Source organism: Faecalicatena orotica, from assembly GCF_905197545.1.
Lineage (GTDB): Bacteria > Bacillota > Clostridia > Lachnospirales > Lachnospiraceae > Faecalicatena_A > Faecalicatena_A orotica.
In genome coordinates this window covers 128,733-144,280 of sequence record NZ_CAJJZH010000008.1, presented here as the reverse complement: position 1 = coordinate 144,280, position 15,548 = coordinate 128,733, and the positions used below count along the sequence as shown (strand labels likewise).

General features: G+C 44.5%; 13 protein-coding genes. 12 read left to right on the top strand and 1 reads right to left on the bottom strand.

All coding sequences use genetic code 11. The annotated features are described in order from the left end of the window. Nucleotides 1–41 precede the first annotated feature (41 nt). The 11 genes from ABIN22_RS17050 to ABIN22_RS17000 all read left to right on the top strand — a co-directional run bounded on the left by ABIN22_RS17050 (nucleotide 42) and on the right by ABIN22_RS17000 (nucleotide 12,388). Nucleotides 42–587 carry an FHA domain-containing protein gene (locus tag ABIN22_RS17050; protein ID WP_109733350.1) on the top strand — a complete coding sequence of 182 codons (546 nt, stop codon included), beginning with the start codon at nucleotides 42–44 and terminating at the stop codon, nucleotides 585–587. Nucleotides 588–763: 176 nt separating this feature from the next. Further along, nucleotides 764–3,031 (top strand): hydratase, encoded by a 2,268-nt coding sequence (locus ABIN22_RS17045; protein WP_346910129.1) that lies wholly within the window; start codon nucleotides 764–766, stop codon nucleotides 3,029–3,031. 174 nt (nucleotides 3,032–3,205) lie between these two features. Then, a complete protein-coding gene (locus tag ABIN22_RS17040) occupies nucleotides 3,206–3,718 on the top strand; it encodes an RNA polymerase sigma factor (RefSeq protein ID WP_109730839.1) in 513 nt (170 codons plus the stop codon). 15 nt (nucleotides 3,719–3,733) lie between these two features. Next, nucleotides 3,734–5,740 (top strand): beta-propeller domain-containing protein, encoded by a 2,007-nt coding sequence (locus ABIN22_RS17035; protein ID WP_346910127.1) that lies wholly within the window; start codon nucleotides 3,734–3,736, stop codon nucleotides 5,738–5,740. A 181-nt stretch (nucleotides 5,741–5,921) separates the two neighbouring features. Continuing rightward, nucleotides 5,922–6,689 (top strand): TatD family hydrolase, encoded by a 768-nt coding sequence (locus ABIN22_RS17030; RefSeq protein WP_346910125.1) that lies wholly within the window; start codon nucleotides 5,922–5,924, stop codon nucleotides 6,687–6,689. Nucleotides 6,690–6,738: 49 nt separating this feature from the next. After that, the gene (locus ABIN22_RS17025) at nucleotides 6,739–7,548 is read left to right on the top strand and encodes an alpha/beta fold hydrolase (protein WP_109730836.1); all 810 of its coding nucleotides are present in this window, start codon (nucleotides 6,739–6,741) and stop codon (nucleotides 7,546–7,548) included. A gap of 115 nt (nucleotides 7,549–7,663) precedes the next feature. After that, nucleotides 7,664–8,539 (top strand): 16S rRNA (adenine(1518)-N(6)/adenine(1519)-N(6))-dimethyltransferase RsmA, encoded by an 876-nt coding sequence (rsmA, locus tag ABIN22_RS17020; RefSeq protein WP_118622571.1) that lies wholly within the window; start codon nucleotides 7,664–7,666, stop codon nucleotides 8,537–8,539. Nucleotides 8,540–8,727: 188 nt separating this feature from the next. Further along, on the top strand, nucleotides 8,728–10,107 hold the full coding sequence (locus ABIN22_RS17015; protein WP_118622520.1) for a citrate/2-methylcitrate synthase: 1,380 nt from the start codon (nucleotides 8,728–8,730) through the stop codon (nucleotides 10,105–10,107). Nucleotides 10,108–10,116: 9 nt separating this feature from the next. Continuing rightward, a complete protein-coding gene (locus ABIN22_RS17010; protein WP_109730834.1) occupies nucleotides 10,117–11,049 on the top strand; it encodes an alpha/beta fold hydrolase in 933 nt (310 codons plus the stop codon). A 200-nt stretch (nucleotides 11,050–11,249) separates the two neighbouring features. Continuing rightward, the gene (locus tag ABIN22_RS17005; RefSeq protein WP_182440815.1) at nucleotides 11,250–11,396 is read left to right on the top strand and encodes a hypothetical protein; all 147 of its coding nucleotides are present in this window, start codon (nucleotides 11,250–11,252) and stop codon (nucleotides 11,394–11,396) included. Nucleotides 11,397–11,611: 215 nt separating this feature from the next. Beyond that, on the top strand, nucleotides 11,612–12,388 hold the full coding sequence (locus ABIN22_RS17000) for a sugar phosphate isomerase/epimerase family protein (protein WP_346910122.1): 777 nt from the start codon (nucleotides 11,612–11,614) through the stop codon (nucleotides 12,386–12,388). A gap of 243 nt (nucleotides 12,389–12,631) precedes the next feature. Here ABIN22_RS17000 and ABIN22_RS16995 read toward each other — a convergent pair whose 3' ends face one another. Further along, nucleotides 12,632–13,276 (bottom strand): TetR/AcrR family transcriptional regulator, encoded by a 645-nt coding sequence (locus tag ABIN22_RS16995; protein ID WP_346910120.1) that lies wholly within the window; start codon nucleotides 13,274–13,276, stop codon nucleotides 12,632–12,634. 212 nt (nucleotides 13,277–13,488) lie between these two features. Between ABIN22_RS16995 and ABIN22_RS16990 the strand changes: the two genes are divergently transcribed. Beyond that, a complete protein-coding gene (locus ABIN22_RS16990; protein ID WP_346910118.1) occupies nucleotides 13,489–15,012 on the top strand; it encodes a sialate O-acetylesterase in 1,524 nt (507 codons plus the stop codon). The last annotated feature ends 536 nt before the right edge of the window (nucleotides 15,013–15,548 follow it).

Sequence of the window (15,548 nt, the reverse complement as noted above, 5' to 3'; positions counted from 1 at the left end):
AAAATATAGTACTATAAACTCTTGAAGGAGTTGATTGACAAATGATGTACTGGATTATTCTGATAGTCCTGGCAGTTTTAATTTTAGTCACCATCATTGCCACGATTGTGACGATTGTTAAGGAACGAAAAGTATATAAGAGTTATGAGCTTGATGAAGAGATAGATGATGAAGATGAGGATGAAGAGGATTACGACGAGCGCCCTGCAAAGAAACGCAGGAAGAAGGCTGTGGAAGAGGAACCGGCTCCTGCTCCTAAGAAGAAACGCTGGAAACTCATCCTTGAGAACGTAGATACACAGGAACGCTACGATTTCATTTTCTATGACAGCTTTGGAATCGGAAGAACTACGAAGGAAGTGGCGTTCGAGGAGTTCCTTCCGCTGCCTGATGACAAGAAGATTTCCAAGGTCCACTGTTCTATCGTGAGAAGTAAAGACAAGCTGTACTTAAGGGATGAGGGATCAAAGAACCACACATATCTGAACGGTAAGAAGATTCAGAAGCCGATCCTGATCCAGAAGGAAGATATCATATCCATCGGTGAGACAGATCTGGAAGTAGTTAGAATTTTAAGAGAAGCATAGTCAGGTACGGAATGTATCTGGCGGGGCCCGGAACTTTTTGTTTCCGGGCTTTTCTGCTGTTTCCAGTACTTTTTACCTCACCTTTTTGCACAGTCGCTTATTTACATCCCTCCTTTATCATGCTAAAATGATAAACAGTAACGATTTAACACAGAAAAGTTTTAGGAGGGTATTTCATGATAAAACTATATGAGAATGGTGTCTATCTGTTAAACGGAGCCGAGATCGTTGAAGATACCGGCAATGTACAGGTTCCTTCCACGAAGGAAGAGGCAGCGAAACATACAATTGCGTACGGAATCCTTAATGCTCACAACACATCACCGGATATGGAGCATCTTCAGATTAAATTTGACAAGCTGACATCCCACGATATTACATTTGTCGGGATCATCCAGACGGCAAGGGCTTCAGGACTCGAGAAGTTCCCAGTTCCTTACGTGCTGACGAACTGCCACAATAGTTTATGCGCGGTAGGTGGTACGATCAATGAGGATGACCATATGTTTGGACTGACCTGTGCGAAAAAGTACGGCGGCGTCTATGTTCCGCCTCATCAGGCAGTTATCCACCAGTTTGCACGCGAGATGCTTGCAGGCGGCGGAAAGATGATCCTTGGTTCAGACAGCCACACACGTTATGGTGCACTTGGAACGATGGCTATGGGAGAAGGCGGTCCGGAGCTTGTGAAGCAGCTGCTGAATAAGACTTACGATATCAAAATGCCGGGCGTGATCGGTATTTACCTTGATGGAGAACCGATGAAGGGCGTCGGCCCTCAGGATGTGGCTCTTGCGATTATCGGTGCTACATTTGGAAACGGCTATGTTAATAATAAAGTAATGGAATTTGTAGGACCGGGCGTCAGCAAGCTGAGTGCTGATTTCAGAATTGGCATTGATGTTATGACGACAGAGACAACCTGTCTTTCTTCCATCTGGAGGACAGATGAGAAGATTCAGGAGTTCTACGATATCCACGGCAGAAGTGAAGAATACAAAGAACTCAACCCGGGAGCAGTTACCTATTATGATGGAATGGTTTATGTAAATATGAGCGAGATCAAGCCTATGATCGCAATGCCATTCCACCCGAGTAATGTTTATACAATTGACGAGCTGAATGAAAACCTCGAAGATATTTTGCATGATGTTGAGAAGAAGGCACTTGTGAGTCTCGACGGGGCAGTGGATTATTCTCTGCAGGATAAGATTGTGAACGGAAAGTTCTACGTGGAACAGGGAATCATTGCAGGATGTGCGGGCGGCGGATTTGAAAATATCTGTGCTGCGGCAGACATTATCAAGGGTAAAAATATCGGACACGATGAATTTACATTCAGTGTTTACCCGGCAAGTACGCCGATTTATATGGAACTTGTAAAGAACGGCGCGGTTGCTGACCTGATGGCAGCAGGAACGATTGTGAAGACTGCTTTCTGTGGACCTTGCTTCGGAGCGGGAGACACTCCGGCCAACAATGCATTCTCTATCCGCCATTCAACGAGAAACTTCCCGAACCGTGAAGGTTCCAAGCTCCAGAACGGACAGATTTCTTCTGTTGCATTGATGGATGCACGTTCGATTGCGGCTACGGCAGCGAACAAGGGATTCCTGACACCTGCAACGGCAGTGGATGTGGAATATACAGGACAGAAGTATCATTTTGATAAGAGTATCTACGAGAACCGTGTATTTGACAGCAAGGGTGTTGCTGATCCGAGTGTTGAGATCAAATTCGGACCGAATATCAAGGACTGGCCTGCTATGGCTGCCCTGCCTGAGAACCTGATCTTAAAGGTGGTATCAGAGATTCATGACCCGGTTACGACGACAGACGAACTGATCCCGTCCGGTGAGACTTCCTCTTACCGCTCCAACCCGCTTGGGCTCGCTGAATTTGCACTTTCCAGAAAAGACCCGGCTTATGTCGGACGTGCGAAAGAAGTACAGGCTGCACAGAAAGCAATTGAGGCAGATACATGCCCTCTGGATGCGCTTGAAGAACTGAAGCCGGTAATGGCGAAGATCCAGGAGGTTTATCCGGAAGTCGGAAGAGGCAATATCGGAGTCGGCAGCACTATTTTTGCAGTGAAGCCGGGAGACGGTTCTGCACGTGAGCAGGCGGCATCCTGCCAGAAGGTACTCGGGGGCTGGGCGAATATCGCAAATGAATATGCAACGAAACGTTATCGCTCCAACCTGATTAACTGGGGCATGCTTCCATTCCTTACAGATGAGGATCATGAACATCTTTCATTTAGCAACGGAGATTACATCTTCGTTCCGGATGTGAGAAAAGCGGTGGAAGAGAAAGCGGATACGATCAAGGCATATGTGGTCGGTGACGGCCTGAAGGAGATTAGTTTCCATCTCGGGGAACTGACAGATGTGGAACGTGAGATCATCTTAAAGGGATGTCTGATTAACTATTACAGGGGATAATAAGAACGCATCGGGTAACCGGTGCGTTTCTTTTCTGCCTGAAAAATATTTTTTGTTTTTGTGCAACAAAACGACTTGCTTTTTACTCTTATATACAGGAACGAAGCGTGAGATGCTGTTTCGTTTTCATTCATGAATGTAAAGGTTTCGCGAAACGAGAGAGGAGGGGTGCAGATGTATGATTATGAGCAGGGCTCAGAGCTGGAACTGATCAGGCGTTCCCGAAAAGGGGATGTGAAGGCGTTTTCAGAACTGTATGCCAGAATCCATGTGGAATTATACAAGTTTGCATTGTACACGTTAAAGCATCCTCAGGATGCTGAGGATGCAGTCAGTGAGGCTGTCATGGCGGCCTATGAGAACATTGGCGGCCTGAAGAAGGAGGAATCCTTCCGGGGATGGATTTTTAAGATTTTAAGCAACCAGTGCAGGAAAAAGTTCCGGGATACAAAGCAGACAGCGGAGCTGGAGACAGATATACCGGACGAAGAAAAGGATTATGCGAAAGCTCATGATGTACGGGAAGCATTTCTGCTTTTGAGTGAAGAGGAACGTATGATAGTGGCGTTTTCTGTGTTCGGGGGCTACCAGAGTGATGAGATAGGCGGCATGCTGGACCAGAAGGCGGCCACCGTCCGATCGAAGAAGACCCGTGCACTGGAAAAGATGCGGCGGGTTCTGGAGTAGAAAGGGGTGTTATAAATGAGTTTTGAACAGGAACAATTTGAAGAAGAATTAAAGGCGAAGACAAACGAGGTAGAGGTACCGGATTCCCTGAAGCCTGAGAATATTGAAAAAATGCTGGAACAAAAGACAGTGAAGAAGAAAAAATGGAAACCACTTTATACCGTCTGTGCGGCGGCAGCCTGCTGTGTCCTCGTGATTGGCATTGCAGTTGCAGGAAACGGAATGCTGACAAAGAACAACGGGGACCTGGCGGAAACGGCAGATTCTGTCGGCAGGAAATCTTCCGCTGACAGCGGTGGGGCATCCGTGGACAAAACCATTGCATCGGCAGAAGATTATGACCAGATATATAAGTATATTAAGGCGGAGAAAAAGAATCAGGATAAACTGTACGGGGGCTACGGAAACACCGGTTCTGCCATGCCCGAGAGCAGGGTAGATGACGGCGCGATGGAAGACTCTGCCAATACGGCGGCCGGGTCGGCGGAGAAGAGTGTTTCTGCGGCAGACCAGGCATCAGCCTATTCCGATACGAATGTGAGGCAGGAAGGTGTCGGTGAAGGAGATATTGTCAAGACCGATGGCAGCCGACTCTATATTCTGAACGGACAGAAGATTCAGATTGTAGATATAGAGGGCGAAGAGATGGAAGATCTCGGAGCCATCAGGATGGAAGATGACTGTTTTGTTTCTGAACTCTATGTGAAGGATGATAAGCTGGTCGTTGTCTATACGCGGTCGGAGTATGAAGACGGTGAGAACGGGTATGGGGGTATGTATAAACAATATACGGTTGCGGAGACTTATGATGTAAGCAATCCTAAGGAACCGAAGTCCGCCGGAATGATTACGCAGAGTGGTAATTTTTATACGATGCGTGTGATCGGTGATTATGTATATATGCTCAGTAATTTTCAAGCAGATGTACAGGCGGCGAGGGATGATATTTCCTCCTATATTCCTGAAATAAACGGGAAAGCAGTAGATAGCGCCAACATCCTGCTTCCCCAGTATATACGCGGCAGCCAGTATACAGTAGTGGCTTCATTTTCTCTGAAAGACCCTGATAAAAAGGTCGACAGCAAAGCTATTTTTGGAAGTGCAGGCCTTGTTTATGTGAGCAATGAGAATATCTATGTCTGTGAAGGATATTATAATTCTGAGGACTCGATTGTGACGCAGACCTGCATCAGAAAGGTAGCCTACAAGGACGGCAGCCTGAACGCAGCCGGGCAGACAAGAATTGACGGGACTCTGAATGATTCTTTCAGTATTGATGAATATGAAGGCAATTTAAGGCTGGTTACAACGGTCAGCGCAACCGGCAGGAGCGTGTCTCCTCTTGTACTTTTCGGAACGGTCAGTGATACGGCAGAGAAGGACAGCAATGCACTGTATATTCTGGATGAGAATCTGGAGGAACTCAGCAGGATAGACGGGCTCGCAAAAGACGAGATGGTATATTCTGCGAGGTTTATGGGGGATACAGGGTATTTTGTAACTTATAAACAGGTGGACCCGTTGTTTTCCGTGGATTTGTCTGACCCGAAGAAACCTAAGATACTGGGAGAACTTAAGATACCGGGATTCTCAGATTACCTGCATCCTTATGGGGACGGGCTGCTGCTCGGAATCGGGATGGACGTGGATGAAACGGGAACGGTGACTAATGGTGTGAAGCTGTCCATGTTTGATATATCAGATCCGTCCAATGTGAAGGAAGTAGAGAAGTATGTGCTGGAAGATATTTATTCCAGTGCGGTATCCTACAATTACAAGGCAGCGCTCATCAGCACGGACCGGAACCTGATTGGGTTTACCGCATATGGGCAGGGTCCACATTATTATCTTTTCTCCTATGATGGTAAAGATGGTTTCAAGTGTCTGTTTGACAGGGAACTGGGCAGTTCCTCCGAAGGACGGGGCGTGTATTCCGGGGATAAAATTTATATTGTGGCGGGAAATACTGTGGAATCCTATGCGATAGATAGTTTTAAGAAGGTGGATGATATCGTTTTGTAGTGTGTTAAAATTAAAATCCGTTCTGCATAAATGTGCAGGGCGGATTTTGGTTTTTATCACGCTTAGTAAGATATATACCTAAATACTTAATGAGGTGTTTTACGAGTTTAGTATTTATGGTATAATGCTCGCAGTTAAGTGTGGATTAAGACAGAATGAAGTGATACAGGAGGCATAACAGATGATATTTGATACGCATGCTCATTATGATGATGAACAGTTTCATGAGGACAGGGACGAACTGCTGGGGGCGGTACATGACGGCGGCGTAGGAACGATTGTGAATGTCGGTTCGGATGTAGCGTCATGGGAGGATATCCGGACACTTGTTGGGAAGTACCCCTTCATATACGGGGCGGCCGGCGTACATCCGGACGATGTGGGGGAATTGGATGAAGAAAAGTTTTCACGTCTGAAAGAGATTTTGCAGGAAGAAAAGTTTGTGGCAGTTGGGGAGATCGGTCTGGATTATTACTGGGATAATGAAAGCCATGAAATTCAGAAAGCATGGTTTATACGCCAGCTTGATCTGGCAAGAGAACTTGGAATGCCGGTCATTATACACAGCAGAGATGCGGCCGCCGATACGTTTGAGATTATGAAGGAACACGCAGAGGGGCTGGACGGAGTGATCCATTGCTTTTCCTATTCGGTGGAACTGGCAAGGGAGTATGTGAAAAGAGGGTTTTACATTGGCATCGGAGGCGTGGTTACGTTTAAAAATTCCAGAAAGTTAAAAGAAGTGGTCGTGGATACGCCGTTGGAATCCCTTGTACTTGAAACGGACTGTCCGTATCTGGCGCCTGTACCGAACAGGGGCAAAAGGAATTCTTCGCTGAATCTGACGTATGTGGCGGAGGAGATTGCCTCCTTAAAGGGTGTGACTTATGAGGAGGTTGTGAAAACGACAGAGGAAAACGCGAGACGGCTGTACCATATGGAACCATAAACCTGATCCGGCATATACTAAAAAGAATATGACCGGGATGTGTGAGATTATGTTTTATGTGAATTCTACGGATGGGGTAAAAATAGCTGTTTATGATTATAACTGCGGCGGGAAGGAGACCGTGCTGCTGGTTCACGGATGGCCGCTGTCCCATAAGATTTATGAGTATCAGATTCCGCTTCTGGTGCGCAGGGGCTACCGGGTTGTGGCACTGGATTTAAGGGGCTTCGGCCAGTCGGATGCACCGGGGTGCGGCTACAGTTATGACCAGATGGCCACGGATATTTTTCAGGTAGTGAAGCGGCTGCGCCTATGGTCCTTCAATCTGGCCGGCTTCTCGATGGGCGGGGCAATTGTACTTAGATACATGCGTTTATTCAGAGGATATGGGGTGAAGAAGCTGTTCCTCTTTGCCGCGGCCGCGCCATGCTGGACACAGCGGCCGGGATTCCCTTACGGTCTGACAAAAGAATACGTTGACGGACTCATCTGCCAGATAGAGACAGACAGGGCGAAGTTCGCGGAGTCGTTCAGCAACCAGCTCTTTGCGAGTCCGCAGAGTAAATGTATTTTGCTCTGGTTCTGGGAGATTGCTATGTCGGCATCTGCGGTCGGGACTATCGGGACGGCGGTTTCCCTGCGGGATGAGGACGGCCGGGATGACCTGTGTTATGTAAAGGTTCCGACAGTAATTATCCACGGGGCAAAGGACGAGGTGGTGTCAAACGACCTGGCACAGATCCAGCACGAGACAATCTGCGGAAGCCGGCTGTTTACACTGGAGAACAGCGGACACGGAATTATGTATGACCAGCTGCAGGATTTTAATGAAATTTTTATAAGTGAGCTGGAGTGCTGACTGTCTGCATGATTGTGTGCGGCCGTTTGAGAAGCATATTTTACGTTGTGCGGATAGGTAAAATATATTATACTGGTTAGGAAGAAATAAAATGCTTAAAAGCAGGGAGGAACTTATGAAGGAGCCGACATTAGGCAATCCGCAGAACACAATTGCAGTTTTGCAGAAGTATAATTTTATGTTTCAGAAAAAATTCGGACAGAATTTTTTGATAGATACACATGTGCTGGATAAGATCATCCGCTCGGCGGAGATTACATCAGATGATATGGTTCTGGAAATCGGACCGGGAATCGGGACAATGACCCAGTATCTTGCACAGGCAGCCGGGAAGGTCATAGCAGTAGAGATCGATAAGGCACTGATCCCTATACTGGAGGACACACTGGAGGGATTTGAGAACGTAACAGTGCTCAATGAGGATATCTTGAAAGTTGATGTAGCTGGACTCGCCCAGCGTGAAAACGGGGGCAGGCCAATCAAGGTGGTTGCAAACCTGCCGTACTACATTACGACCCCCATCATCATGGGACTTTTCGAGAACCATGTTCCTGTAAAAAGCATTACAGTCATGGTACAGAAAGAAGTAGCAGAGCGTATGCAGGTAGGGCCGGGGACCAAGGATTACGGCGCACTGTCCCTTGCCGTTCAGTATTACGCAAAGCCCTATATCGTGGCAAATGTACCCCCGAACTGCTTCATGCCCAGACCGAAAGTGGGCTCAGCGGTCATTCGTCTGGAGAGATACGAGAACCCGCCGGTACAGGTCGATGATGAAAAACTGATGTTTAAAATAATACGTGCATCATTCAATCAGAGGAGAAAGACACTGGCAAACGGATTAAAAAACTCGCCGGAGCTGGATTACACAAAAGAACAGGTAGAGGCAGCGATAGACAGCCTGGGGAAAGGAGCAAGCGTGCGGGGGGAGGCACTGACACTAGAAGAATTCGCCACATTAAGCAATTATTTGGGACGTAGTAAAGTGTAAAAAGGCTACGTCCCAAATTGGGTTTTGTGGTGTCCCAAAACGAGAAATGCCCTGTACCTTTTTGGAGATTTCTTTCTTTTTAGGCAGTTCATAAATATTTAATACTCATTTCATTGTATAAAACCCGCTTTTTTAGTATAATAAAGAAATGACACAAGTGATTATGATAAGAGGAAGGGAGAGGTTTTATGGCAAGAGTACCTAAAGACATTGACAACATCTTTTTTGAAAACACTCCAAAGATTGAGGAATTAGCCCGGATATGTGAGGAGAACAATGCAATTGAAAAAGAGCTTTACACGAAGTATGAGGTAAAAAGAGGCCTGCGTGATTTAAATGGTAAGGGTGTACTGGCAGGACTGACGAATATCTCAGATGTGTGTGCGACAAAGATCGTAGATGGAAAAGAAGTTCCTTGTGCAGGAAATCTCTATTATCGCGGTTATAATATCAAAGATCTGGTAAAAGGATTTCTGGAGGCGAAGCATCCGGGATTCGAAGAGACGGCATATCTGCTTTTATTCGGCAGTCTTCCGAATAAGCAGCAGCTGGATGAGTTCCAGGGAATGATTGCGGAGCGCAGGATGCTTCCTCCTAATTTTGTACGGGATGTTATCATGAAGGCTCCGAGCAAAGATATGATGAATATGATTTCCCGCTGTATATTGAATCTTTATACCTACGACGAAAAGGCGGATGATACTTCTATAGCGAATGTGCTCCGTCAGTCTCTGAATCTGATCAGCCAGTTTCCAATGTTAATGGTTTATGGATATCATGCATATAATTACAGAAGGGGTGAAGACCTGTATATTTATGCGCCTTATCCGGAGTTATCCACAGCAGAGAATATTCTGATGATGCTTCGTGAGGACCGGAAATATACGGAACTGGAAGCTAGAATTCTGGATATGGCCCTTGTGCTCCATATGGATCACGGCGGTGGTAACAACTCTACGTTTACAACCCATGTTGTAACATCTTCTGGAACAGATACATATTCAACGATTGCCGCGGCGATGGCGTCCCTGAAAGGACCTAAGCACGGTGGTGCGAATGTGAAAGTAACCCAGATGTTTGATGATATGAAGCAGAGACTGACTGACTGGAAAGATGAAGACCAGATTCGCCAGTATCTGACTGACCTGCTGGATAAGAAAGCATTTGACCAGAAGGGTCTTATTTATGGTATGGGCCATGCTATTTACTCAGTATCCGACCCGAGAGCTGATATATTCAAGAAGTTTGTAAAGCAGCTTGCAACAGAGAAGGGTTACGAGGAAGAATATGCGCTTTATGAAAAGGTAGAGCATATGGCACCTGAGATCATCAGCGAAAAACGCAAGATGTACAAGGGCGTTAATGCCAATGTGGATTTCTACAGCGGTCTTGTTTACAGCATGCTGGATCTTCCCCCGGCACTGTATACTCCAATTTTTGCAGCAGCGCGTATTGTTGGCTGGAGTGCACACAGACTGGAAGAGCTTAAGAATGTGGATAAGATCATCCGTCCGGCATATAAGCCGCTCGCACCTTACCGTGATTACATAAAATTAGAGGACAGGTAGAGGATAACGATGAAAGATGAGTTTTACTTCCCATCAAAGGATGGTAATACAGAGATTCATACAATTGAATGGAAGCCAGAAGGCGAAGTAAAAGCGGTTCTGCAGCTTAGTCATGGAATGGTTGAATATATTAACCGTTACGATGAATTTGCGGATTTTCTGTGCCGGCAGGGATATTATGTGGTTGGCAACGACCATCTGGGGCATGGGAAGTCTGTCCAGAGTAAAACGGAATATGGATTCTTTAATGAAAAATATGGTAATGCCTGCGTGCTTGGTGACATGCACACACTTCGTCAGAAGACTTTGAAAAAGTATCCTGATGTTCCATATTTTATGCTGGGACACAGCATGGGATCTTCTCTGCTGCGGCAGTATATACAGATGTATGGAAACGGATTAAGTGGAGCTATTGTGATTGGCGTTGTGGCCGATCAGAAGCGGGCGACGCTCCGTTTTGGAAAGCGACTCTGCCGGATTGTGGCGGCATTCAAAGGATGGCATTATCGTAGCAAGTTTATTGACGGCATGGCAATCGGAAGCTACAATAAAAGTTTTAAGCCAGCCAGAACGAGGGCTGACTGGGTGACCAGTGATTCCGAGAAGCTGGATGCGTATGTGGCCGACCCGCTTTGTTCATTTGTGTTTACAGTGAATGCCTATTACCATATGTTTAATGGAATGCTCCAGATGCAGAAAAAAGAGAGTGTCTATATGATTCCAAAGACGCTTCCGATTTTGATTGCAGCTGGTTCTGAGGATCCGGTCGGGAATTTTGGAAAGGGCGTAAGAAAGATATATGAGCAGTATAGGGCAGCAGGAATCAAGGATGTGACACTGCGGCTGTACTCAGGCGACAGGCATGAACTTCTGAATGAGACAGACAGAAAGCAGGTCTATCAGGATCTGTATGAATGGCTGGAAAGTAAAATATCATCTTAATTCTGTAATATTAAAAAGAGATATAATTGAGATATGTGAGAGAGGACAGACTGAAAGGTTTGTTCTCTTTTTATATTATTAAAATAAGGATAGAATCCGGAGCCATGTGTATACTAAATATGCGTAGATTTTTTACAGCAAGTATCTTGAGGGTATTTGAACAGCGTTTAAAATATACAGTTTAAGAGGTGAACAGGCAGATGAATAAGAAACAGCAGGAAGAGCAGAACCGTCAGGAAAACAGAAATGAATTTAACAGCATTACGGAAAAGAAAAAGCCGGAAAATCAGAATCAGGATCATAATGCACGGAAAGAAGCATTTGACGTGAAAATGAGACAGGTTTAGTAAATAATCCTGAAGCTATAGCAAAGAGGATCTGGCGGCGGAATACGGTCCGGAGATGCCCAAATATGCAAGTCGTCTCGAGGAGGGGATGGCTTGCATATTTACTTTACGCAATTTTAAAGGAATATGTTTCCAGGTACTGAGTGACATTCATATTAGCCAATGATATAATGCGTACAGGATAACAAATGAAGGTTCATGGAGGCTTATGAGATATGCTGTGTATATATGACTGGTTCGGATATAATGTTTCTGCAAAAGAGAGATACATACTTATAAAAAAAGCAGGATTTGATGGAGTTTTATTGTGGTGGAGTGACGGCTTCGGACGTGGTGCCGATTATCAGGAGGGGGTGGAACTTGCAAGGAAGGCAGGGCTGTTTATAGAAAATATCCACACACCTGTCCAGAATCAGGATAAACTTTCACTTGATAATTTAGACGGGATAGATTTGTTACACTGCTATTTGCAATGCATCAAAGACTGTGCGGAATTCGAAATTCCTACGATGGTTGTTCATCTGCCCGATAACAAATTCCCTGTAAACGAATTGGGGATGGACAGAATTAAGAGGATTGCTGAAAAAGCGGAAAAGTATGATATTAATGTCGCTATGGAAAATCTAAACAATGTTGAAAATGTGGGACGCGTACTGAATTCCATTAAGTCCACTAAAATAGGATTCTGCTATGACAGCTGCCATCATGCTAATTATGAGCACGAAGTTAATTTGCCGGGAATATATGGGGATCGTTTGATGGCACTGCATTTACATGACAATGGTGGAGAGATAGGACAGCATCAGCTGCCGTTTGATGGGAAGATTGATTGGCCGGATGTTATGGGAAAAATAGCTTCGACCGGATATAAGGGAGCGACTGCCTTAGAACCAATGAACTGGGGATATGAAAACCTATCAATAGAAGAATTTCTCGGTAAGGCATATGAAAGTGCAACGTTATTGGATAATATGAGATCTGTGGGAAAATAAAATCGTAATGACCACGAAAACCCCCGCAGTATCGGCTGCGAGGGCTTCGTTGTTATTATAGTTATCTAAAGGAATGAGAGTAAAGTGCGACATCTTGGGTCTCCCCAAGATGTCTTTACTTTATGAGGGGGGAGATAGTTGTTTATCAACTATCTGAGTACTAGTATAAAAGTAAAATGTGACGAAAGTATGTTATAACTATTAAAGAAATCGAAAGATTATTATGAAATTCTTAAAATCAAATTATAATGCCGTCAGATAAAGTGAAAACATATGGATCAGCTGGCTGATTTGTTTTTGCAGCGCCGATTCTTCCTTTGCATAATCTTCTGCACTTAACAGCCCGATATAATTAAGCATGGACAGATTCATACGGGAAATGAACTGTATGGCCTCATCTATATCAAGACCGGGCTTTACACTTCCATCTTCTACGGCCCTGCCTAGCATATCCCTCATCTTATCTTCAAATTTATCAAATAAAGTCTGAAAAGAACTGTCCTGCTTTTCAGCGGATGGATTGCTGCGCATATGGACATTAAACAATAGGAGCAGTGTGACATCATCTCTCTGGCTGAGTGCTTTCGCATAAAAATTACGAAGCAGCAGAAGAAATGAATCCAGACCGCTCGTATCTGAAATGGATGAAGGAAGAAAATCTGCCTGATTCATATTATTATGTACGATCTGCTCTTTAATTGCGATCATGATATCGTCACTGTTTTTGAAATATTTGTAGAGTGTTACAGTGGAGATATCCAGATTACGTGCCAGCTGCTGAATATTGAAATCGGAAATTCCCTGATTCAGGATCATTTCACGCGCTTCATACAGGATTTCTGTTCTGCGTTTCCGGCGCATTTGTTCGAAATATGCTGCTTTATCCATAATATACTGCTCCTTTTAACGGAAAGCTTTTGCTTATTAAAAAGCTGTTCTTAATCTTTAATCATTATAACAGCTTCAAATTGGATTAGCAAATGTGTATAATTTAGAAAAATATATTTGTATAATATGCCTACTTGTATATTCTGAAAAATAGAGTTAACATAGTGTTAATTCAATTAACTGACAGATAATGGTTGCGATAAAGGAGGAAAATGATGTTACAGGCAGCAGTGATTTTTCAGAGTGGTATGATTCTGCAGAGAGGGAAATGTCTCGCGGTATGGGGAACCGGAAACCCGGGAGAGACAATAGGCGTACAGATTCAGGGAAGAACAGGACAGACAGTAACAGAAGCAGATGGAACCTGGAGTGTTGATCTCCCGCCGTTGGATGCTTCGGTAAGTGAAGAACTTATCATAAAGTCTGACAGTCATAAAATTATATTCGAACAGGTAGCAGTTGGTGAGGTGTGGGTGGCAGGAGGGCAATCCAACATGGAGTTCCTGATGCGCTATGAAAAGCATAAGAAGGAAGAAGTGAAAGACTGCACAGACCCGGATATTCGCTTTTATGATGTACCCGAGGTATGCTATGACGGGCAATTGGAAGAGTTTGACTACAGCAGGCAGGGAATCTGGAGAAAGGCCAATCCGGAGAATCTGGATTATTTTAGTGCAGTCGGATATTATTTTCAGAAGGCATTGAAGGAAAAATTGAATGTGCCTGTAGGAATCATCGGCTGTAATTGGGGTGGTACAGCCTCCTGCTCGTGGATGAATCCGGAAACAGTAAGAAAGGTCGGAGAACCGTGGATGCAGGAGTATGAAACTAGAACAGCATCTATGGACATGGAGGTATATTGGGAGAATCAGCATGGGAACCAAATGAACGATAAGGGAAATCCTTTTGCAGATGTATTTGGGGAGTTTATGATGCCGAGAACCCCAACAGAAGAAGAACTGGTGGAGTTTTTCAGTCATATCAAAGATAATTTTGAAGAATATGCAAATATATTACAGCCGCAGGCGATACCGGGCAGTCTCTATGAGCATATGCTGAAGTCAATTGTGCCATATACCATCAAAGGCTTCTTATGGTACCAGGGCGAAAGTGATGATGTTCCAGGACTCAATGTACTGTATAAAGATATGCTGTCGGGCTTAATTTCAGACTGGCGCAGGCTGTGGGGGGATGAGGCGCTTCCGTTCCTGATCGTTCAGCTTCCGGGTTATGACTGCTGGCTGATGAACACAGAAGAAAATCATTACCCAATTATTCGCAGATGTCAGGAGGCTGTGGCAGATTCTGTAGAGCATACATATTTGTGTTCGATTTCCGATGTGGGGGAAGAAAAAGATATCCATCCAAAAGATAAAAAAACGGTGGGACAAAGGCTTGCACTGCTTGCCCGTGGACATGTATATGGTGAAGAAATTTTATGCGATGCACCGAGGGCAGTATCAATTAAACGAAATCCAGATGGCGTGGCAGTCACATTTGAACATGCAGAGGGAGGATTGGAAATTAAAGGCGGTCACCTGAATGCGCTGCAGATTATTTCTGAAGGGACAGAACAGGAATATTCTGTTTATACAGAGGGAGATCAACTGATCATACGGATGGGGAATCCTTTAGAAGAGGGGGTGAGCGTAAAATTTGCGCAAACACCCTGGTATCAGGTAAACTTATATAATAAGGCCGGAATACCGGCAGTTCCGTTTGAATTCAGCCTGTAAGAGGGGAATGCGGAATCATTAAAAATAACTGCCCTTGTTTTTGACCGAACTGGGCAGTCATACATAAAGTGCCAAGAAGCAAATAACAGACAGTATTAAGGCAGATTTTACAAAGGGGCATGGACAGCGAAAACCCGCTAACCTTCCGGCTAACGGGTTTCGGTGTTTTTATAGTTATCTAAAGGAATGAGAGTAAAGTGCGACATCCGGGTCACCCCAAGATGTCTACTTTATGAGGGGGGAGATAGTTGTTTATCAACTATCTGAGTATTAGTATATAAGATAAATGTGCATAAAGTGTGTCATATTTATAAAAAGAAATAGAAAAATATTATGAAAGTCTAAAATATTATTAATTAGCGTATAAAGTATACGCAAAAACATATTCGTATTGGTTTACATATCTAACATTTATCTGCATAATTATCATGTAGTCTTTTACCCGCAGCTGGATAGGATATAAAATGCCGTGAAGCCCGGTTTCCGGGCTTCCTCTAATTTAACTTGTTTATAAAGTGTTATATTTATTTGTCCCG